Origin of the sequence: Caballeronia catudaia, assembly GCF_001544755.2 — a bacterium.
In the GTDB taxonomy this organism is placed as follows: Bacteria; Pseudomonadota; Gammaproteobacteria; order Burkholderiales; family Burkholderiaceae; genus Caballeronia; species Caballeronia catudaia.
Genome location: NZ_FCOF02000035.1, coordinates 51,880 through 72,154 on the forward strand (window position 1 = coordinate 51,880; position 20,275 = coordinate 72,154).

Genomic DNA, 20,275 nt, shown 5'->3' on the forward strand with positions numbered 1-20,275 from the left:
TTCCGTTTCTTTTTGGAGTGAGTCCATGTCTTATCACTGGAACTGGGGCATATTGCTGAGTCCGGTTTCGACCGGCGAGCCCACCACGTATCTCGGCTGGCTGATCTCCGGCTTCTGGGTGACGATTACCGTGTCGCTCGCGGCCTGGGTGATCGCGCTCGTGGTCGGCTCGTTGTTCGGCATCTTGCGCACGGTCCCGAATCGCACGCTGGCGGGCATCGGCACCGTCTACGTCGCGATCTTCCGTAACATCCCGCTGATCGTGCAGTTCTTCGTCTGGTATCTCGTGATACCGGAGCTGCTGCCGCCTTCCATCGGCAACTGGTTCAAGCAACTGCCGCCTGGCGCGCAGTTCTTTTCATCGTCGATCATCTGTCTCGGGCTCTTCACCGGCGCGCGCGTGTGCGAGCAGGTGCGCTCGGGCATCAACGCGCTGCCGCGCGGACAGCGCAACGCGGGCCTCGCGATGGGCTTCACGCAATGGCAGACATATCGCTACGTGCTGATGCCGGTCGCGTACCGCATCATCGTGCCGCCGCTCACGTCGGAATTCCTCAACGTGTTCAAGAACTCGGCGGTGGCGTCGACCATCGGTCTGCTGGATTTGTCCGCGCAGGCGCGACAGCTCGTCGACTACACGGCGCAGACGTATGAATCGTTCATCGCGGTGACGCTCGCGTACATGCTCATCAACCTTGTCGTGATGACGTTGATGCGCTGGCTCGAAGCGAAGACGCGGCTGCCTGGCTACATCGGAGGCAAGTAATGCATCAGTTCAACTGGAGTGACGTGCTTGCGCAGTGGCCCACGCTGATGACGGGCGCGAAGATCACGCTGCAGATCACCTTGCTGGCGATCGTGATCGGCATCGTCTGGGGCACGGTGCTCGCGCTGTTTCGCCTGTCGGGCGTCAAGCCGCTGCAATGGTTCGCGAGCGCGTACGTCACGCTGTTCCGCTCGATTCCGCTCGTGATGGTGCTGCTGTGGTTCTTCCTGATCGTGCCGCAGTTGTTGCAGAACGTGCTCGGGCTGTCGGCGGACATCGACATTCGTCTTGCCTCGGCGATGGTCGCGTTCTCGCTCTTCGAAGCTGCGTACTATTCGGAAATCATCCGCGCCGGCATTCAGGCGGTGCCGCGCGGCCAAGTCAACGCGGCGTTCGCGCTCGGCATGACCTATGGCCAGGCGATGAAACTCGTCGTGCTGCCGCAGGCGTTCCGCGCAATGGTGCCGCTTCTGCTCACGCAGGCCATCGTGCTCTTTCAGGATACGTCGCTCGTGTACGTCATTAGCCTCGCGGACTTCTTCCGCACGGCGACGAACATCGGGGACCGCGACGGCACGTCCGTCGAAATGATCCTGTTCGCGGGCGCATGCTATTTCGTGATCTGCGTGGTGGCGTCGGCCCTCGTCAAAAGTCTTCAGAAAAAGGTCGCAAGATGATCTCTATCAAGAATGTTTCCAAGTGGTACGGGCAGTTCCAGGTGCTCACGGACTGCACGACCGAAGTGAAGAAGGGCGAGGTCGTCGTGGTGTGCGGCCCGTCGGGTTCGGGCAAGTCGACGCTCATCAAGACCGTGAACGGCCTCGAGCCGTTCCAGAAGGGCGAGATCACGATCAACGGCCAGTCGCTCACGGATAAGAAGACGAATCTGTCGAAGCTGCGTTCGAAGGTCGGCATGGTGTTTCAGCACTTCGAGCTGTTTCCGCATCTGACGATCACGCAGAACCTGACGCTCGCGCAGATCAAGGTCCTCGGCCGCTCGAACGACGAAGCGGCGCAGAAGGGCATGAAGCTGCTGGATCGCGTCGGCCTGCGCGCGCATGCGGACAAGTTTCCGGGCCAGCTTTCGGGCGGTCAGCAGCAGCGCGTGGCGATTGCGCGCGCGCTGTCGATGGACCCGATCGCGATGCTCTTCGACGAGCCCACTTCCGCGCTCGATCCCGAGATGATCAACGAAGTGCTCGACGTGATGGTCGAACTCGCGCAGGAAGGCATGACCATGATGTGCGTGACGCACGAAATGGGCTTCGCTAAGAAGGTGGCGAACCGCGTGATCTTCATGGATCGCGGGCTCATCGTGGAAGATGATCAGAAGGACGCGTTCTTTGCGAATCCGAAGTCGGATCGCGCGAAGGATTTTCTGGCGAAGATTTTGCACTGACCTCGTCTTCGAAGAAGAAAACGGCGCTTCCGAAAAAGAAGCGCCGTTTTTTATTCGATTCCGAGTTCGCTTTCCACCGCCGCCGTCGTGCGGATCTCGTCGATTTTCAGCGCCGACCCGACACAAGCCTTCGCGAGCGGCACCGCCGCCTTCTTCGCGACTTCCTCCGGCACCGGAATGTTCACCGAGCGCGCGAGGTCGCCGCCCTGGAACATCGCGAGATCGCCGGGCGCGAAGCGCGTCCAGATTTCATTGTCGGTGAGCGGCGACGTGGCGATCACGGCGACGCGGTCCTCCGGCGTCGTGTACTTGGCGAAGTCGATCGACATGTCCGCGTCGATCAGATGCGCCGTCGAGAACGGCCAGCTCCGCACCAGATAGTACAAATGCGTCGAGCAGTGCGAGAAGAGCGCCTGACCGTTCGACATCAGGAAGTTGAATACGCCGTGTTGCGTGATGCCGCGCGTAAGGTCGGTGAGCGCGTCGAAGAGCTCGTCGAGCGGCGGCTGCGAGCACGGAAACGCGCTGCGCAAGCCCTGCAGCAGCGCGCAGAACGCGAGCTCGCTGTCCGTCGTACCGACCGGCTGATACACGCCCGTCAATTCCGGCGAATGCCCGACCAGATCGCCGTTGTGCGCGAAAATCCAGTGGCGTCCCCACAGCTCGCGCATGAACGGATGGCAGTTTTCGAGCAGGATGTGCCCCTGCGTCGCCTTGCGGATATGCGCGATCGTGTTCTTCGATTTGATCGGATAGCGCTTCACCATGTCCGCGAGCGGCGAGCTGGCGGAAGACTGATGATCGATGAAAAGCCGGCAGGCCTTGTCTTCGAAGAACGCGATGCCCCAGCCGTCCGCGTGATGATCCGTCACTCCGCCGCGCGCCGCGAATCCGGTGAACGAGAAGGTCACGTCCGTGGGTGCGGCGCAGTTCATTCCGAGAAGTTGGCACATGATGCTGGGGCGGGCGGCTTATGGCCTGGTTGTTACAATACGTCCGACAAGCATAGCACCGAGGCTGAAGCGAAAAAATCGCGCGAGCGCTCGCCAGCGCACGCGTTGTGGATTTTCCACGGCGATTTTTTCCAGTCTCCGCGTGAACGTGCGCCTTCCAACGTCTCCCGTCACTTCGCCATGTCCGCTAACTCATCCTCGCCCAAATCGCTCACGATCGCGCGCCCCGACGACTGGCATCTACACGTGCGCGACGGCGCGACGCTCGCGGCCGTCCTGCCGCACACGGGGCGCCAGTTCGGCCGCGCAATCATCATGCCGAACCTGAAGCCGCCGGTCACGACGACGGAACTGGCCGCCGCGTACCGCGAGCGCATCCTGGCGGCGCTGCCGAAAGATGGAGCGCTCGCTCGCTTCGAGCCGCTGATGACGCTCTATCTCACCGACAACACGCCGCCAGACGAGATCCGCCGCGCAAAAGAGAGCGGCTTCGTGCATGGCGTGAAGCTGTATCCGGCGGGCGCGACGACCAATTCCGACGCGGGCGTGACGGATCTGCTCGGCAAGTGCGCGAAAACGCTCGAAACGATGCAGGAAGTCGGCATGCCTTTGCTGGCTCACGGCGAAGTGACGGACAGCGACATCGACGTGTTCGATCGCGAAAAGGTGTTCATCGACCGCGTGATGACGCCGCTGCGCCGCGATTTTCCGGCGCTGAAGGTCGTGTTCGAGCACATCACGACGAAGGATGCCGCGGATTACGTGCGCGACGCGGAAGGCCCGATCGGAGCCACGATCACCGCGCATCACCTGCTCTATAACCGCAACATCATGCTGGTCGGCGGCATGCGGCCGCATTATTACTGCCTGCCGGTATTGAAGCGCGAGATGCATCGCGTGGCCCTCGTCGAGGCGGCGACGTCGGGCAATCCGCGCTACTTCCTCGGCACCGACAGCGCGCCGCATCCGAAGGGCCTGAAGGAGCACGCCTGCGGCTGTGCGGGCTGCTACACGGCGCTGCACGCGCTCGAGCTCTACGCCGAAACCTTCGACAAGGCTGGCGCGCTCGACAAGCTCGAAGGCTTCGCGAGTTTCCACGGCGCGGACTTCTACGGCCTGCCGCGCAGCGCAGAAAAGGTGACGCTGGAACGCGCATCGTGGACGCTGCCCGCCGAGTTCACCGCCGGCGACGCGACGATCGTCCCGCTGCGCGGCGGCGAGTCGATCGGCTGGCGCTTCTCGGACGCGCATTGACACGACGCACGTGAGCGCGGGTTTCGCCGATATCGACTGGACGCGGCCCTGGCTCGCGCCGATCGAGCCGCGCGGCAGGCGCTGGCAGGCGGCGGCGCTCGCCGGTTGCGCCGACTATCTCGCGACGCTGAACGAAGACGCGTCCGCCGCCGCGCTTTTCACGGGCCGTGGGCGGCCGCTCGCGTTCATCGCGCAGGAAGAATTGCCGGCCGGCGCGTCTTACGAAGCTCACATCGCGCAGACCGGCCGCGTGCCGACGCGCCACAATCTCCACGATTTCTTCAACGGCTCGATGTGGTTCGCGTATCCGCGCATCAAGGCGACGCTCAACGCGCGCCAGGCGGAGCAGATTGATGAACGCGGCATCGGCCCGACGCGCGGCGGCGTGCGCGACGCGCTCACGCTCTTCGACGAAAACGCGGTGCTCTTCGCCTGCACCGATGCATCGCTCGCGGATTCGCTGCGCGGCTTTCACTGGCGCAAGCTGTTCATCGAACAACGCGCGGCGTGGGGCACGCGCTGCGAGGCGCGCATCTTCGGCCATGCGTTGCTGGAAAAGCTCGTCGCGCCGTACAAGGCGTGCACGGGGCACGCGTGGATCGTCGACGTTCCTGCGGACTATTTCACGCTCGACGATGCCGGCCGCCGCGCGCTCATCGACGAACGCATCGCGCAAAGCTTGCTCGACGCGCCGCTCGACAGCCGCGCCTTCGCGCCGCTGCCGGTGCTGGGCGTGCCGGGATGGTGGGAGGCGAACGCATCGCCCGATTTCTATGACGATGTCGCCGTGTTCCGCCCGGGCCGGCGTCATCGCTGATGTTAAAATCGATGCCGCAAAGCAGGCCAGGCAATCGCGGCTTCGGCGTTTTGGCGCCGAGGGCGAGGAAAGTCCGGACTCCACAGGGCAGGGTGATGGCTAACGGCCATCCGTGGCAACACGCGGAACAGGGCAACAGAAAGCAAACCGCCGATGGCTTCGGGCGCAAGTCCGAAGATCAGGTAAGGGTGAAACGGTGCGGTAAGAGCGCACCGCGGACGTCGCGAGACGTTCCGGCACGGTAACCTCCACCCGGAGCAATTCCAAATAGGCAGGCGCGCATCCTCGCGATGCAGGACGGGGCCCCCGTTTCGTCTGCGGGTAGGAAGCTTGAGCGCGTCAGCAATGGCGCGCCTAGAGGAATGATTGCCACGCGCGTCCGGCTTCGGCCGGGCGTGTGCACAAAATCCGGCTTATCGGCCCGCTTTGTCGACATAAAAGGAAAGAGCCGGCGTCGCACGACGTCGGCTCTTTTTGTTTGCGCGGATGCTTCGCGCTCAGACTTCGACGATCTCGAACGAATGCGTGAGCTCCGCCGACTTCGCCAGCATGATCGAGGCCGAGCAGTACTTGTCGTGCGACAGGTTGATCGCGCGCTCGACCGTCGCCGGATTCAGGTTCTTGCCCGTTACCGTGAAATGAAAGTGGATCTTCGTGAAGACCTTCGGGTCTTCGCTCGCGCGATCCGCCTTGAGCGTCACCGAACAGCCCTGGATTTCCTGGCGGCTCTTCTTCAGAATCATCACGACGTCGTACGCGGTGCAGCCGCCGGTGCCGAGCAGCACCATTTCCATCGGGCGGGGCGCGAGATTGCGGCCGCCGCCTTCGGGCGCGCCGTCCATGTTGACGAGATGACCGCTGCCCGTTTCGGCGGCGAACGCCATGCCGTCTTGTCCCATCCAGCTAACTTTGCATTCCATGCTCAGGCTCCAGCTGCTCAACGGATCGTTACAGAGAGCTTCATTGTAGCGGCTCATCGACTTCGGTTCTCTCGCTGCTTACGAGCAATTACCAGTTGACGCGGTGAAATTCGGCGAGGCGATTGGCTAGTCGATGATTCGAACGAACCTTCTAGATCGGGTGACTCGCCGACGTGCGCCAGTGTTTTTGGCGTAACTACTTGAATTAGAAGAGGACATGCGCTGTGTCATTGATCGTATTGCTATTTCAAATAATGAAACTAGATTTCACGATACAAATATTCTTGCCTTGCAGCATGACCCTACCTATACTCGTTTCTGTCTCCTCCACCTCCTCCTTGGTGGATTAAGCCCGAGCCTCAGCTGCCCGGGCTTTTTTTTCGTCCATGCGGTCCGCGAATCAAATTTTTGACGCGGCAACAGAAATCCCTTTATAATTCAAAGTTCTCTTCGCCCAACGCCCGCGGAGGGAGGCCTGTGAGAGCCTGCACGCGCCGGATTTCCGGATCTGAGCGCACTCATATAAGCAGGGCCGAACAGCGCAGAGTCGAAATCAGTTCAAGGGCAATTCAATTTTTTGGATCGATCATGAAGACGTTTTCCGCAAAAGCCGAAGAGGTGACGCGCGAATGGTACGTGATTGACGCGACGGATAAGGTTCTCGGCCGTGTCGCCAGCGAAGTGGCACGCCGTCTTCGCGGCAAGCACAAGCCTGAATTTACTCCGCACGTCGACACTGGTGATTTCATCATCATCATCAACGCCGGCAAGCTGAAGGTCACGGGCAACAAGACCACGGACAAGAAGTACTATCGTCACTCGGGCTACCCGGGCGGCATCTACGAAACGACGTTCGGCAAGATGCAAGAGCGCTTCCCGGGCCGTGCGCTCGAGAAGGCTGTCAAGGGCATGCTTCCGAAGGGTCCTCTCGGCTACGCAATGATCAAGAAGCTCAAGGTCTACGCTGAAGCCACGCATCCGCATACGGCTCAACAGCCTAAAGCGCTCGAGATCTAAGGGGAGCCCAAATGATCGGTAACTGGAACTACGGTACGGGCCGCCGCAAGAGCGCCGTCGCTCGCGTCTTCATCAAGTCGGGCAAGGGCGAGATCGTCGTCAATGGCAAGCCCATCGCCGACTACTTCTCGCGTGAAACGTCGCTGATGATCGTGCGCCAGCCGCTCGAACTCACGAACCACGCCACCACGTTCGACATCAAGGTCAACGTGAACGGCGGCGGTGAAACGGGTCAGGCAGGCGCGGTTCGCCACGGCATCACCCGCGCGCTGATGGACTACGACGCAACGCTGAAGTCGCAACTGTCGAACGCTGGCTTCGTCACGCGTGACGCGCGTGAAGTGGAACGTAAGAAGGTCGGTTTCCACAAGGCACGCCGCAGGAAGCAGTTCTCGAAGCGTTAAGCGCTTCGGCTTCGCTCGGGCTGGTCCGCCGGCCCGGATGCGAAACTGCCGCAAAGCCGCCCGCACTCAGGTGCCGGCGGCTTTTCTGTTTTGGCGCGCGCAGGCTGATCGATGTCGAATTTGCATATAGCCCATTGATTTCATGGACATTCGGCACGATATTGAGATCAGCTCTACAATAGCGGTTAGAAGCTTAATTGGAGAATTCGAATGAGCGCTGTCAGCGACACCCCCACGACCGAAATGCCGATGCCGTTCGTCTTCACCGACGCGGCTGCGGACAAAGTCAAGCAATTGATCGACGAAGAAGGCAATCCGGATCTGAAGCTGCGCGTGTTCGTGCAAGGCGGCGGATGCTCGGGGTTCCAGTACGGTTTCACGTTCGACGAGGAAGTCAACGAAGACGACACCGTGCTGGACAAGGCGGGTGTGCAGTTGCTCGTCGACTCGATGAGCTATCAGTATCTCGTCGGCGCGGAGATCGACTATAAGGACGACCTCAACGGCGCCCAGTTCGTCATCAAGAACCCGAACGCCACGACCACCTGCGGTTGCGGTTCGTCGTTCTCGGTTTAAGCGCGTTTCTGGCGCTGAAGAAAAACGGAGCCTCGGTGGCTCCGTTTTTTCGTTAACGCGGGTACACCGCGCCGAGCACGCGTTCGCCCGCCGCGCCCGTGACCGCGGGCAGGTTGCCCGGCTCGCGCGCGACACAGCGCATCGCGAGCCATGCGAAGGCGAACGCTTCGACTTGCTGCGGCGGCACGCCGAGCGCTTCGGTCGTCATGACGGGCACGCTCGCCATCGAGTTGTCTGCCAGCGCCTGTTGAAGCATCTGCATCAGCACCGGATTGCGCGCGCCGCCGCCGCACACGTACACGGCGCGCGTGTCGGGTGCATGGCGCGCGATCTCGCGGGCAACGGTCGTCGCGGTGAGCGCGGTGAGCGTCGCCTGAACGTCGGCGGGAGCGAGGCTTGCGAAGGCCGCGAGCTTCGCATCCATCCACGCCGGATTGAACAGATCGCGGCCCGTGCTCTTCGGCGGCGCGAGGTCGAAAAACGGTTCGTCGAGCAACGCGTTCAAAAGCGTCTGGCTGATCCGGCCTTGCGCCGCGAACTGTCCGCCATCGTCATACGCGCGCTGCGTGTGACGGAACGCCCATTCGTCGATGAGCGCATTCGCCGGGCCGCAATCGAAGCCGCGCACTTCGCCGTTCGCCGCGAGAATCGTGATGTTGCTGATGCCGCCCAGATTGCACACGACGCGCGTTTCGTTCGCTGCGCCGAACACGGTCGCGTGAAACGCCGGCACGAGCGGCGCGCCCTGGCCGCCCGCGGCGACGTCTCGGCTGCGGAAGTCGGCGACCACGTCGATGCTGGTCATTTCCGCGAGCAGCGCGGGATTGTTGATCTGCCGCGTGTAACCCTTTTCCGGCCGATGCCGCACGGTTTGTCCATGCACGCCGATCGCCCGCACCTTGGACGCCGAATAACCGCTCATGCTCTGCAATTCGTGACAGCAGACGGCGTAGCGCGTCGCCAGCGCATTGGCGGCGAGGGCTTCGCGTTCGAGCTCGTTGTCGCCGGGCGTTTGCAGTTCGAAGAGCGCGTCGCGCAAGCCTTTCGAAAAGGACACATGCGCCTCGCCGAGCACGACGGGCGCTTTGCCCGTCGCGAACTGCACCGCGACGCCATCGACGCCGTCCATGCTGGTGCCGGACATCAAACCGAAGTACACGCCATCCGACTTGCCGGTTTCGATTGCTTCGGTTTTCTTTCCCACGTTGCTCTCCTCTTCGATGCCGCGCCGCCGGTTCTCGTTCAATCGGCGATTATCCGCGTTACGGACCGAATCGTTAAGATGCGTCTGACGTTGATCTGGATGGAAACAGTTCGCCAGCACATGAAACGGCGCGAATGGCCGCGTCATCGCGTAAAATCCTCAGCCTGAACAAGCAATTGCGCGCGATATCGACATTTTCCGCGCGCGCCGCTCGACCGAGCGGCCTTCCTTCCGGCACGGCGCCCGCCGCCACATCGCCAGTCATCGAACCCTTTTGACTTCACAAGCCGCAAGCATGACCACTGATTCCAACGCTTCCGCCGCGCAGAGCTTTCCGATCACCGACGACGTGAAGAGCGCGCTCGCCATCGCCAAACGTGGCTGCGACGAGCTGCTGATCGAGGACGAATTCGCGCAGAAGCTCGCGAGAAGCGCCGCGACGGGCAAGCCGCTGCGCATCAAGCTCGGTCTCGATCCGACCGCGCCCGATATCCACATCGGCCATACGGTCGTGCTGAACAAGATGCGCCAGTTGCAGGATCTCGGCCATCACGTCATTTTTTTGATCGGCGATTTCACGTCGCTGATCGGCGATCCGTCCGGCCGCAACGCGACGCGCCCGCCGCTCACGCGCGAGCAGATCGAAATGAACGCGAAGACGTACTTCGAGCAGGCGTCGCTCGTGCTCGACCGCGAGAAAACCGAAATCCGCTACAACAGCGAATGGTCGATGCCGCTCGGCGCCGACGGCATGATCAAGCTCGCATCGCGCTACACGGTCGCGCGAATTCTCGAGCGCGAGGATTTCACCAAGCGCTTTCAGGGCGGCGTGCCGATCTCGATCCACGAATTCCTCTATCCGCTCATGCAGGGCTATGACTCCGTCGCGCTGAATTCGGATCTCGAACTCGGCGGCACGGATCAGAAATTCAACCTGCTCGTGGGCCGCGAACTGCAGAAGCAATACGGTCAGGAACAGCAGTGCATCCTGACGATGCCGCTGCTCGAAGGTCTCGATGGCGTCGAGAAGATGTCGAAGTCGAAGAACAACTACGTCGGCATCAGCGAGAAGCCGACCGAGATGTTCGGCAAGTTGATGAGCATCTCCGACGTGCTCATGTGGCGTTATTTCGAACTGCTGTCGTTCCGGCCGATGAGCGAGATCGAAGGCTACAAGCGCGAAGCCGAAGGCGGACGCAATCCGCGCGACTTCAAGGTGATGCTCGCGCAGGAAATCGTCGCGCGCTTCCATTCGTCCGCCGACGCCGGGCGCGCGCTCGACGACTTCAACCATCGTGCGAAGGGCGGTGTGCCGGACGACATTCCGTCGGTGACGCTCGCGGGCGCGCCGGTCGCGATCGGCCAGTTGCTGAAGCAGGCGGGCCTCGTGCCGTCGACCAGCGAAGCGCTGCGCAATATCGAGCAGGGCGGCGTGAAGATCGACGGCGCGACCGTTTCCGACAAGGCGCTGAAAGTCGAAGCGGGCGAGTTCGTCGTGCAGGTGGGCAAGCGCCGCTTCGCACGCGTTACGTTGACGGCATGATCGCGCTGATTCAACGCGTAAAGCGCGCCGATGTGCGCGTGGGCGAGCGCGTCACCGGGGCGATCGACGCGGGACTGCTCGCGCTCGTCTGCGCCGAACGCGGCGACAACGAAGCCGCCGCTGACAAACTCCTCGCCAAGATGCTCGGCTATCGCGTGTTCAGCGATACAGCGGGCAAGATGAATCTCTCTGTGCAAAGCGTCGACGGCGGCTTGCTGCTCGTATCGCAATTCACGCTCGCCGCCGATACGAACAGCGGCCTGCGCCCGAGCTTCACGCCCGCCGCGCCGCCGGACGAAGGCAAACGGCTCTTCGAATATTTCGTCGGGCAGGCGCGGGACAAGCATCCGATTGTCGAGACGGGGGAGTTCGGTGCGGAGATGCAGGTATCGCTCGTCAACGACGGGCCGGTGACTTTCTGGCTTCAGGTAAGACCATGACGACTCAGGTTCTCTTCATCCGCCACGGCGAAACCAGTTGGAACGCCATCAAGCGCATTCAGGGGCATATCGACATTCCGTTGTCCGCGCACGGCTTGCTGCAAGCGGAACAGCTCGGGGAGCGGCTTGCGCGCGATGGCCGGATCGATGCGGTGTATTCCAGCGATCTGCAACGCGCGCAGCAGACGGCGCGTCCTTTCGCGGACGCGCTCGGGCTCGGCTTGCGTTTGTCGGAGCGCTTGCGCGAGCGCTTCTACGGCGCGTTCCAGGGCCACGACAGCGACGAGATCAACGACAAGTTTCCCGCCGAATACATCGAATGGCAGACGCGCGATCCCGGTTTCGCGCCGCCCGGCGACGGCGAATCGCAGCGCGTGTTCTATCACCGCATCGTGCATGCGATGGAGCCGATCGTCGCAGCGCATCCGGACGGACGCATCGCGGTGGTCGCGCATGGCGGCGTGCTCGATTGCATCTATCGGTTCGCGATGAAGCTATCGCTGCACGAGCCGCGCAACTGGCCGCTGCTCAATTGCAGCGTCAATGTGGTCGATTACGCCGATGGCGGCGCGACGGTCGTGACGTGGGGCGATATCGCGCATCTTTCGACCGACACCGACGACGACAGCCTCCGCAAGCGCGCCTAGCCGTTATTCACGTCCCAGAGATCGCGAATTGGCCCCGCGTCCGGCGCGGCAAGGCCGAAGTGCCGGTACGTGAGCATCGTTGCGACACGCCCGCGCGGCGTGCGCTGCAGAAAGCCCTGCTGGATCAGATAAGGCTCCAGCACGTCTTCGATCGTATCGCGCTCTTCGCCGATGGCCGCGGCGAGATTGTCCACGCCGACGGGCCCGCCATCGAACTTGTGCAGGATCGCTTCGAGCAGCTTGCGGTCCATCAGATCGAAGCCGACGGGATCGACGTCGAGCATCTTCAATGCTTTATCGGCGACATCGGCGGTGATCATGCCGTCCGCTTTCACTTCGGCGTAATCGCGCACGCGACGCAGCAAGCGGTTCGCAATACGCGGCGTGCCGCGCGAGCGCTTCGCGATTTCCAGCGCGCCTTCGGGCACGATCTCCGCCTTCAGCAGCGACGCCGAGCGCGCCACGATGCGCGCCAGCTCGCTCGCGTTATAGAACTCCAGCCGCGACACGATGCCGAAGCGGTCGCGCAGCGGATTCGTCAACATGCCTGCGCGCGTGGTCGCACCGACGAGCGTGAACGGCTGAAGATCGAGCTTCACGCTGCGCGCGGCCGGTCCTTCGCCGATCATGATGTCGATCTGATAATCCTCCAGCGCCGGATACAGGATTTCCTCGACGACCGGTGAAAGCCGGTGAATCTCGTCGATGAACAACACGTCGTTGGCTTCGAGATTCGTGAGCAGCGCGGCGAGGTCGCCCGCGCGTTCCAGCACCGGCCCCGACGTCTGCCGCAGATTCACGCCCATTTCCCGCGCGATGATATGCGCGAGCGTGGTCTTGCCGAGACCGGGCGGCCCGAACAACAGCACGTGATCGAGCGCTTCAGAACGGCGCTTGGCCGCCTCGATGAAGATTTCGAGTTGGCCGCGCGCCTTTTCCTGCCCGATGTATTCGTCGAGCTTGTGCGGGCGCAGCGCCCGTTCGAAAGCTTCCTCGTTCCGCGAGACGGGCGTGGCCGAGATGACGCGTTCGGCGGCGAGTTTGTCGGTTTCGATCATTTTTCGATTGTACAGCGAGCTTTTCAGCCGCGAATCTGGCCGAATGGCCTAGGCCAAATCACGCTTTTGAAAGCGCCTTCAAAGCCATCTTGATGCCTTCCGAAACGCCCGTTCCCGCCGGCACATTCTTGACCGCGGCGAGCGCTTCCTTCTCCGAATAACCGAGCGCGAGCAGCGCGTTGAGGATGTCGGACGCGTGATCGGACTGCGAAACCGTCGCCGCGATCGCGCCGAGATCCGCGCCGAGTTTGCCCTTCAGTTCGAGCAGTAATCGCTCGGCCGTCTTCTTGCCGATGCCCGGCACGCGCGTGAGGCGCGCGGCGTCCTGCGTCGTGACGGTCTGCGAGAGTTCGTGCACGCTCATGCCCGAGAGCACGGCCAACGCCATCCGCGCGCCGATGCCACTGATCTTCAGCAACTCGCGGAACGTCGCGCGTTCCTGCGCGGTGAGAAAACCGTACAGCAGATGCGCGTCTTCGCGCACGATCAGCTGCGTGAGCAGCACGACCTTCTCGCCGGTATTCGGCAGGTTGTAGAACGTGCTCATCGGCACGTCGATTTCGTAGCCGACGCCGTTGCAGTCGACGAGCAGATGCGGCGGATTTTTTTCCAGCAGAACGCCGGCGATGCGACCGATCATAGTTCGAGCTTGAGAGGAGTGTTAACCGATGAGACGCCCGCGCCGCACGCGCAAGCCTTTCTTGGCAAGCGATGGCGCGATGCCGCCGAGCGCCGCGAGACCCGTGCCGCCGTGCGCGTGACAGATGGCCATGCCGAGCGCGTCGGCGGCGTCGGTGCTCGGCACGCCGGAGAGATTCAATAGCCGCACGACCATCTGCTGCATCTGCTCCTTGGTCGCGCGTCCATAGCCGACGACGGCCTGCTTCAGTTGCAGCGCGGTGTATTCCGCCACCGGCACGCCGCTCGCGACGAGCCCGCAGATCGCGGCGCCGCGCGCCTGCCCGAGCAGGAGCGTCGATTGCGGATTGACGTTGACGAAGACCTTTTCGATCGCGGCCTGATCCGGGTTGTGCTGCGCGATGAGCGTGGAAATGCCGCTGAAAATCGTGTTGAGGCGCGAAGGCAGATCCGCGTCGGCCGTCTTGATGACGCCGCTCGTCACGTAGTTGAGCGTATGCCCATGCTTCTCGATGATGCCGAAGCCAGTCACGCGCAGGCCAGGATCGATGCCGAGGATTCTCATTCGTTCGCGTTTTGCGCTTTGCGCTGGTTCAAAACATAAGGCCTGTTTGCGCCGTGCGCGGCGCAAACAGGCCCATGTTATCTGGAAATACCTGAATTAATGACGGAAGTGACGCGTGCCCGTGACGATCATCGCGACATTGTGCTCGTCGGCGGCGGCGATCACTTCGTCGTCGCGCATCGAGCCGCCCGGCTGGATCACGCAGGTCGCGCCCGCGTTCACGACGACGTCGAGGCCATCGCGGAACGGGAAGAACGCATCCGACGCCACTGCCGAGCCGTTCAGCGTCAAACCGGCGTTCTGCGCCTTGATGCCCGCGATGCGCGCCGAGTCCACGCGGCTCATCTGGCCGGCACCGACGCCCATCGTCATGCCGTTCGCGCAGAACACGATGGCGTTCGACTTCACGTACTTCGCGACGCGCCACGCGAACATCAGATCGTCCATTTCCTTCGGCGTCGGATGGCGCTTCGTCACGACGCGCAGTTCGTGCGGCTGCACGTTCTTCGCATCGAGCGATTGCACGAGCAGACCGCCGCCGACGCGCTTCAGATCGAACGCGTTGTGACCGCCGCCGAGCGCGATCTGCAACAGGCGCACGTTCTGCTTCGCGGCAAACACGGCGCGCGCCGCCTCGCTGAACGAAGGCGCGATCAGCACTTCGACGAACTGCTTCGCCACCGCCTGCGCCGCGGCTTCGTCGACTTCACGATTGAACGCGATGATGCCGCCGAACGCGGAGGTCGGATCGGTCTGGAACGCCTTCGAGTACGCTTCGAGCGCGTTCGCGCCGAGCGCCACGCCGCACGGATTCGCGTGCTTGATGATGACGCACGCGGGCGCGTCGAACGTTTTCACGCATTCCCACGCGGCGTCCGAATCGGCGATGTTGTTGTACGACAGTTCCTTGCCCTGCAACTGCTCGTAGTTCGCGAGCGCGCCGGCGGGCACGGACAGGTCGCGGTAGAACGCCGCGCTCTGATGCGGATTCTCGCCGTAGCGCAGATCCTGCACCTTCTCGAACGCCAGATTGAACGTGGCCGGATACGTGTTGCGATCCGAATGCTGGAGCGCTTCGGTCAGGCTCGTCAGATAGTTCGTGATCGCGCCGTCGTATTGCGCGGTGTGCGCGAACACCTTGGTCGCGAGACGGAACTTCGTCTGGTAGCCGACGCTGTTGCTGTTCGCGCGCATCTCGTCGAGCACCGTCGAGTAATCAGCCGGATCGACGATTACCGTCACGTCGCGATGATTCTTCGCCGCCGAGCGCAGCATGGTCGGGCCGCCGATATCGATATTCTCGATCGCGTCTTCCAGCGTGCTCTCTTCCTTCGCGACCGTCTGCACGAACGGATACAGATTCACGACCAGCAGGTCGATGGTCGGAATGTCGTGCTCTTCGAGCGCGGCCACGTGCTCGGGCGAGTCGCGGCGCGCGAGAATGCCGCCGTGAACTTTCGGATGCAGTGTCTTCACGCGCCCGTCGAGCATTTCCGGGAAGCCGGTGTAGTCGGCGACCTCGGTCACGGGCAGGCCTGCATCGGCGAGCAGTTTCGCCGTGCCGCCGGTCGAAAGGAGCTTGACGCCGAGCGCCGACAGCGATTTGGCGAAATCGACGATGCCGGATTTGTCGGAAACGGAGAGGAGCGCTTGCTTGATCATGATGAACACTGAAACCGAAAAGGGAACCCAGGCCGGACCAAGGCGCGCGCCTCAGTCCGATGAATCAAATCAATCCGTGCTGTTGAAGCTTCTTGCGCAAGGTGTTGCGGTTGATGCCGAGATACTCGGCCGCGAGCGATTGATTTCCGCCCGCCTGCTCGAGCACCACTTCGAGCATCGGTTTTTCCACACACGAGATCACCATGTCGTACACGTCGTGCGGGTTGGAGCCGTCCAGATCCTGAAAGTAGTTGTCGAGGCTCTGGCGGACGCATTGTTCGATGTTATGTCTGCTCATGCGGCAATCAGTCGGTCTGTCGTGTTGTTGTTCCCGCCACACGATCCTTCCCCGTCCGCATCTTCGGCGTCACCGCATTCGTCCACATAGACGAGACGGTCCGACAACGCCTTTTGTGCGTCAAAGAATTCGTTGACGGCGAGCAATTGTTCTTTGGTCGTGTCCAGCGTATTCATCCGGTGCCGGAAGGTGTTGGCGCCGGAAAGGCCGCGAGTGTACCAGCCGATGTGCTTGCGCGCAGTCCGGACGCCCGTGAATTCCCCGTAAAAGGCGTAGTGATCTTCGAGGTGCTCGTTCATCACCTGCTGGATCTCGTCGATGCGCGGCGGCGGCAGGCGCTCGCCCGTTTGCAGAAAATGTTCGATCTCGCGGAACAGCCACGGACGGCCCTGCGCCGCGCGGCCGATCATGATGGCGTCGGCGTTCGTGGCGGCGAGCACGTCACGCGCTTTTTCGGGCGTTGTAATGTCGCCGTTCGCGACGACCGGAATCTTCACCGATGCCTTCACGGCCGCGATGGTTTCGTACTCCGCGTCGCCCTTGTAGAGATCGGCGCGCGTGCGGCCGTGGACGGTGAGCATGGCAATGCCCGCGTCCTCCGCGATCTTCGCGATGGCGAGCGCGTTCTTGTTCTCGCGATTCCACCCTGTGCGGATTTTGAGCGTGACGGGCACGGCATCCGGCCCGACGCCCACCGCCTGCACCACGGCCGCGACGATCTGCGCGACGAGCGGTTCGTTCTGCAGAAGCGCGGACCCCGCCGCGACGTTGCACACCTTCTTGGCCGGGCAGCCCATGTTGATATCGATGATCTGCGCGCCGTTCGCCACATTGTGACGCGCGGCTTCCGCGAGCATCTGCGGATCGGCGCCGGCGATCTGCACCGAGATCGGCTCGACCTCGCCCGCGTGATTCGCGCGGCGCATGGTCTTCTCGCTTTTCCACAGTTGCGCGTTCGACGCGACCATCTCCGACACCGCGTAGCCCGCGCCCATGCGCTTGCAGAGCTGCCGGAACGGGCGGTCGGTGACGCCTGCCATCGGGGCGACGAACAGGTTATTGCGCAGGACGTGGGAACCGATGATGGGCATGAAGGCTAAAGGATCCGCTCGGTCGTCACGCAGTGGAACCGCGTCCGGCGGATGCAACATTTCTCAAGGGGAAACGTATATTTTAGCGCGAATAGCGTGCTGAAATTAAGAGCAATCGCATGCAAGTCTTTAAATCTTCTATGAAAGAGCGCGCGTTCATAGAGGATAAGTTCTTCTTTTTAGCGCAGACGATTGCCTCTTTGCGGTGCTAGCTCAGCGGCGCTGCCCGAACATCATCTGACGGGCGAGGGCGCTTTTGACCGGCGGAAGGAACTCGAGCGCCGTGAGAGCGAGGCCGCGCATCGCGGCGAACGGCGCAAAGTCCACCGTGAAGATGCGCGCGAGCGTATCCGTCGCACCGATCGTCAGACGGCGGTCGAGCGCGCGGCGTTGGGCGAAGCGCGCCAGCGCGAGCGGGCGCGGGCCGTCGGCGGAAAGGGCGTCGGTGAGCGCGAGCGCGTCGCGCAGGCCGAGGTTCAGACCCTGGCCCGCGACCGGATGCAGCGTCTGCGCGGCATTGCCGATCGCCACCGTGCGCCGGTCGACGAGCACATCCAGCGCGGTCAGCCCGAGCGGGAAAGCGGCGCGTCCCGCGATGCGCGTGAAGCGGCCCATGCGCGTGCCGAAGGCGGCGCCGAGTTCGGCGAGAAACGTGTCGTCGTCGAGTTGGGTGCGTCGCGCGGCTTCGTCGGGCGAGCAGCACCAGACGAGCGAATAATCCGCGTGGCGCTGGCCGCCGCACGGCAGGAGCGCGATCGGTCCTTCGTTCGTGAAGCGCTCCCACGCGACGTTTGCACGCGGATCGGACACGCTCACCGTCCCGACGATGGCCGTCTGGCCGTAATCGCGTGCGCGGCGGTCATCGGAGGGTGCATCCTTCTGATAGAGGCCGCCTTCCGCGTTCACCAGCGCTTTCACGCGGATCGTGCGCTCGACCTGTGCCGATTGCAGCGGCAGCGTGACGCCGTCGTGATCCTGCAGCGGTGCGAGGGCCGAAGTGTCTGTCAACCAGTCGACGCCGGTTGCGCGCACGGCATCGGCGAGCGCGCCGACCAGCGAGCCGTAGCGCACGACGTAGCCGAGTTCGGGCAACTCGTGCTCGTCGTGCTCGATCAGCGTCCGGCCGAAATGGCCGCGCTGCGATACGTGGATACGACGGATAGGCGTGGCGTCGGCGGGAAAACCGAGCGGCTGGAGCATCACGCGGCTGCCGTGCGAAAGCGCGAGCGCGCGCGGATCGTTCGCGGCGGCTTCCGGTGTGCGCGCGTCGATGAGCGCGATGGAAAGCCGTGAGGTCGCGCTGCGCCGCGCGAGCCAGCCCGCAAGCGCCAGCCCGACCGGCCCCGCGCCCACGATGGCGATGTCATAGTCGAAATGCGGTTCGGTGCCTTGAACGTCGCTCATGGTCATTTTGCGTTCGTTTCGCGCATCAGCGCTTCGATCTCGTCGGCGGCGACGGGCACTTCGCGCGTCAGCAGCTCGCAGCCGTGTTCCGTGACGACGGCGTCGTCCTCGATGCGGATGCCGATATCCCAATACCGCTCCGGCACGTCCTCGGCGGCGCGCACGTAGAGACCCGGCTCGACGGTGAGCGCCATGCCGGGCACGAGCGTGCGCCACGGACGCGCGCCTTGCTCGTCGAGCGGACCATCGGCGTCGCGGTACTCGCCCGCGTCGTGCACGTCCATGCCGATCCAGTGTCCTGTGCGATGCATGTAGAAACGCGCGTAGGCGCGTTCCGCGAGGACGTCGTCGACGCTGCCGTACATGGTCTTGTCGAGAATGCCCGTATCGAGCAAACCTTGCGACAGCACTTTCAGCGCCGCCTGATGCGGCGCGTCGAAGTTCACGCCGGGGCGCGTCGCGTCGACCGCTGCGGCCTGCGCGGCGAGCACGATGTCGTAAAGCTCGCGCTGCGCGGGCGTGAAGCGGCCACCCGCGGGAAACGTGCGCGTGATGTCCGACGCGTAGCCGTCCAGCTCGCACGCGGCGTCGACGAGGATCAGATCGCCTTCGCCCGCGATCGCGTTGCCCGCCGGATAGTGGAGGACGCAGGCGTTCGCGCCCGCTGCGACGATCGAACCGTACGCGGGCGCCTGCGCGCCGTGACGGCGGAACGTGTACAACAGCTCGGCCTCGATCTCGTATTCGCGCATGCCGGGGCGGCAGGCGCGCATCGCCCGGCGATGCGCTTCGGCGGAAATCGCTGCTGCGCGCCGCATGATCGCAATTTCATGCGCATCTTTGACGAGGCGCATTTCGTCGAGAATCGGCAGCAGGTTCTCCGCGCGGGCGGGCGCGCGCACGCCGCTGCGGCTCTGCGCGCGCACGGCGGCGAGCCAGCCGCGCACTTGCGCGTCCAGTTCCGCCGATGTGCCGAGCGCGTAATGCAGCGCGGGCTTGTCGGCGATCAGGCGCGGGATTTCCACGTCGAGCGCGGTGATGGGCCAGGCGGCATCGAAACCGAAGGCGTCGCGCGCGGCTTCGGGGCCGAAGCGGAAGCCTTCCCATGTTTCGCGCTCCGCGTTTTTCTCGCGGCAGAAGAGTATCGACGCGGGCTCGCCGTCTCTGGCGCTCGCGTTCAGCACGAGCGTCGCCTCGGGTTCGTTGAAGCCCGTAAGATAGTAGAAGTAGCTGTCGTGGCGGAAGGGGTAGTCCGTGTCGCGATTGCGCATGACTTCCGGCGCGGTCGGCACGATGGCGACGCCGCCGCCTTGCGCATGCAGCGTGGCGAGCACGCGCTCGCGACGCGCGCGGTAGATGTCGACGGCGATGGGACTGGCGAGTTCGGTCGGTGAGTTCATGCGCCGATTGTAGCGCCGGCTCTTCGTTGCCGACACTCGGCCGTTCGGCATAGGCCGAATCGCATGCGGGCGAAAGGCTCCGTGCGATTCGTGCAATTTGCCTATGCCATTCGGCCGAATGGTTTCACGTACACCGCCGCTTGTATAGACCGGAGACATGGGTAACACCTGTTCCAGGACATGGGTAACACTTCGGACGAATGGTTCGTCCGGAGTTG

22 protein-coding genes and 1 other RNA gene are annotated in these 20,275 nt (G+C 63.2%); 12 read left to right on the plus strand and 11 right to left on the minus strand.

What is annotated here, in order from left to right:
* Positions 1-25: 25 nt before the first annotated feature.
* From AWB75_RS27315 to AWB75_RS27325, 3 genes are read left to right on the plus strand one after another with little or no spacing between them, the layout of a single operon-like run.
* Positions 26-766 (plus strand): amino acid ABC transporter permease, encoded by a 741-nt coding sequence (locus tag AWB75_RS27315; RefSeq protein ID WP_061127153.1) that lies wholly within the window; start codon positions 26-28, stop codon positions 764-766.
* Positions 766-1,443 (plus strand): glutamate/aspartate ABC transporter permease GltK, encoded by a 678-nt coding sequence (gene gltK, locus AWB75_RS27320; protein ID WP_061127154.1) that lies wholly within the window; start codon positions 766-768, stop codon positions 1,441-1,443. The genes AWB75_RS27315 and gltK overlap by 1 nt, the downstream gene beginning before the upstream one ends.
* Positions 1,440-2,165 (plus strand): amino acid ABC transporter ATP-binding protein, encoded by a 726-nt coding sequence (locus AWB75_RS27325; RefSeq protein ID WP_061127155.1) that lies wholly within the window; start codon positions 1,440-1,442, stop codon positions 2,163-2,165. The genes gltK and AWB75_RS27325 overlap by 4 nt, the downstream gene beginning before the upstream one ends.
* A gap of 50 nt (positions 2,166-2,215) precedes the next feature.
* On the opposite strand, the gene AWB75_RS27330 is transcribed toward AWB75_RS27325, so the two are convergent.
* Positions 2,216-3,118, minus strand: coding sequence for a class II glutamine amidotransferase (locus tag AWB75_RS27330; RefSeq protein ID WP_087086890.1), 903 nt, complete (start codon positions 3,116-3,118; stop codon positions 2,216-2,218).
* Positions 3,119-3,298: 180 nt separating this feature from the next.
* On the opposite strand from AWB75_RS27330, the gene pyrC reads away from it, so the two are divergent.
* The 3 genes from pyrC to rnpB all read left to right on the plus strand — a co-directional run bounded on the left by pyrC (position 3,299) and on the right by rnpB (position 5,621).
* Complete coding sequence (pyrC, locus tag AWB75_RS27335) at positions 3,299-4,372, plus strand: dihydroorotase (protein ID WP_061127157.1); 1,074 nt, start codon at positions 3,299-3,301, stop codon at positions 4,370-4,372.
* Positions 4,368-5,189, plus strand: coding sequence for a DUF3025 domain-containing protein (locus AWB75_RS27340; protein WP_407642168.1), 822 nt, complete (start codon positions 4,368-4,370; stop codon positions 5,187-5,189). The genes pyrC and AWB75_RS27340 overlap by 5 nt, the downstream gene beginning before the upstream one ends.
* Positions 5,190-5,207: 18 nt before the next feature.
* Positions 5,208-5,621, plus strand: an RNA gene (gene rnpB / locus AWB75_RS27345) — RNase P RNA component class A.
* A 65-nt stretch (positions 5,622-5,686) separates the two neighbouring features.
* Here the strand turns inward: rnpB and AWB75_RS27350 are convergent.
* Positions 5,687-6,109 (minus strand): OsmC family protein, encoded by a 423-nt coding sequence (locus tag AWB75_RS27350; protein WP_061127173.1) that lies wholly within the window; start codon positions 6,107-6,109, stop codon positions 5,687-5,689.
* Positions 6,110-6,697: 588 nt separating this feature from the next.
* On the opposite strand from AWB75_RS27350, the gene rplM reads away from it, so the two are divergent.
* The 3 genes from rplM to erpA all read left to right on the plus strand — a co-directional run bounded on the left by rplM (position 6,698) and on the right by erpA (position 8,106).
* Positions 6,698-7,126 (plus strand): 50S ribosomal protein L13, encoded by a 429-nt coding sequence (gene rplM, locus AWB75_RS27355; RefSeq protein ID WP_035961695.1) that lies wholly within the window; start codon positions 6,698-6,700, stop codon positions 7,124-7,126.
* 11 nt (positions 7,127-7,137) lie between these two features.
* Positions 7,138-7,530 carry a 30S ribosomal protein S9 gene (rpsI, locus tag AWB75_RS27360; protein WP_061127159.1) on the plus strand — a complete coding sequence of 131 codons (393 nt, stop codon included), beginning with the start codon at positions 7,138-7,140 and terminating at the stop codon, positions 7,528-7,530.
* A gap of 210 nt (positions 7,531-7,740) precedes the next feature.
* Entirely contained in the window at positions 7,741-8,106 is a 366-nt protein-coding gene (gene erpA, locus AWB75_RS27365; protein WP_061127160.1) for an iron-sulfur cluster insertion protein ErpA, read from the plus strand.
* Between the two features lie 52 nt (positions 8,107-8,158).
* On the opposite strand, the gene AWB75_RS27370 is transcribed toward erpA, so the two are convergent.
* On the minus strand, positions 8,159-9,289 hold the full coding sequence (locus AWB75_RS27370) for an anhydro-N-acetylmuramic acid kinase (RefSeq protein WP_087086894.1): 1,131 nt from the start codon (positions 9,287-9,289) through the stop codon (positions 8,159-8,161).
* A gap of 316 nt (positions 9,290-9,605) precedes the next feature.
* Between AWB75_RS27370 and tyrS the strand changes: the two genes are divergently transcribed.
* The 3 genes from tyrS to AWB75_RS27385 are packed head-to-tail and all read left to right on the plus strand — an operon-like array spanning position 9,606 to position 11,940.
* Positions 9,606-10,853 (plus strand): tyrosine--tRNA ligase, encoded by a 1,248-nt coding sequence (gene tyrS / locus AWB75_RS27375; protein WP_061127161.1) that lies wholly within the window; start codon positions 9,606-9,608, stop codon positions 10,851-10,853.
* A complete protein-coding gene (dtd, locus tag AWB75_RS27380) occupies positions 10,850-11,293 on the plus strand; it encodes a D-aminoacyl-tRNA deacylase (protein WP_061127162.1) in 444 nt (147 codons plus the stop codon). Before tyrS ends, dtd begins: the two co-directional genes overlap by 4 nt.
* Complete coding sequence (locus AWB75_RS27385) at positions 11,290-11,940, plus strand: histidine phosphatase family protein (protein WP_061127163.1); 651 nt, start codon at positions 11,290-11,292, stop codon at positions 11,938-11,940. The genes dtd and AWB75_RS27385 overlap by 4 nt, the downstream gene beginning before the upstream one ends.
* Here AWB75_RS27385 and ruvB read toward each other — a convergent pair.
* The 8 genes from ruvB to AWB75_RS27425 form a co-directional block, all read right to left on the minus strand.
* Positions 11,937-12,998 (minus strand): Holliday junction branch migration DNA helicase RuvB, encoded by a 1,062-nt coding sequence (gene ruvB, locus AWB75_RS27390; protein ID WP_061127164.1) that lies wholly within the window; start codon positions 12,996-12,998, stop codon positions 11,937-11,939. The genes AWB75_RS27385 and ruvB overlap by 4 nt on opposite strands.
* 58 nt (positions 12,999-13,056) lie before the next feature.
* Complete coding sequence (ruvA, locus tag AWB75_RS27395) at positions 13,057-13,638, minus strand: Holliday junction branch migration protein RuvA (protein WP_061127165.1); 582 nt, start codon at positions 13,636-13,638, stop codon at positions 13,057-13,059.
* 21 nt (positions 13,639-13,659) lie between these two features.
* Positions 13,660-14,202, minus strand: coding sequence for a crossover junction endodeoxyribonuclease RuvC (gene ruvC, locus AWB75_RS27400; RefSeq protein WP_061127166.1), 543 nt, complete (start codon positions 14,200-14,202; stop codon positions 13,660-13,662).
* Positions 14,203-14,298: 96 nt separating this feature from the next.
* The gene (gene purH, locus AWB75_RS27405; protein WP_061127167.1) at positions 14,299-15,864 is read right to left on the minus strand and encodes a bifunctional phosphoribosylaminoimidazolecarboxamide formyltransferase/IMP cyclohydrolase; all 1,566 of its coding nucleotides are present in this window, start codon (positions 15,862-15,864) and stop codon (positions 14,299-14,301) included.
* A gap of 64 nt (positions 15,865-15,928) precedes the next feature.
* Complete coding sequence (locus AWB75_RS27410) at positions 15,929-16,162, minus strand: Fis family transcriptional regulator (protein ID WP_008351548.1); 234 nt, start codon at positions 16,160-16,162, stop codon at positions 15,929-15,931.
* Positions 16,159-17,253, minus strand: coding sequence for a tRNA dihydrouridine synthase DusB (gene dusB / locus AWB75_RS27415; protein ID WP_061127175.1), 1,095 nt, complete (start codon positions 17,251-17,253; stop codon positions 16,159-16,161). The genes AWB75_RS27410 and dusB overlap by 4 nt, the downstream gene beginning before the upstream one ends.
* Before the next feature lie 213 nt (positions 17,254-17,466).
* On the minus strand, positions 17,467-18,657 hold the full coding sequence (locus AWB75_RS27420; protein WP_087086891.1) for a UbiH/UbiF/VisC/COQ6 family ubiquinone biosynthesis hydroxylase: 1,191 nt from the start codon (positions 18,655-18,657) through the stop codon (positions 17,467-17,469).
* 2 nt (positions 18,658-18,659) lie between these two features.
* Complete coding sequence (locus AWB75_RS27425; protein ID WP_061127176.1) at positions 18,660-20,057, minus strand: aminopeptidase P N-terminal domain-containing protein; 1,398 nt, start codon at positions 20,055-20,057, stop codon at positions 18,660-18,662.
* Positions 20,058-20,275 lie beyond the last annotated feature (218 nt).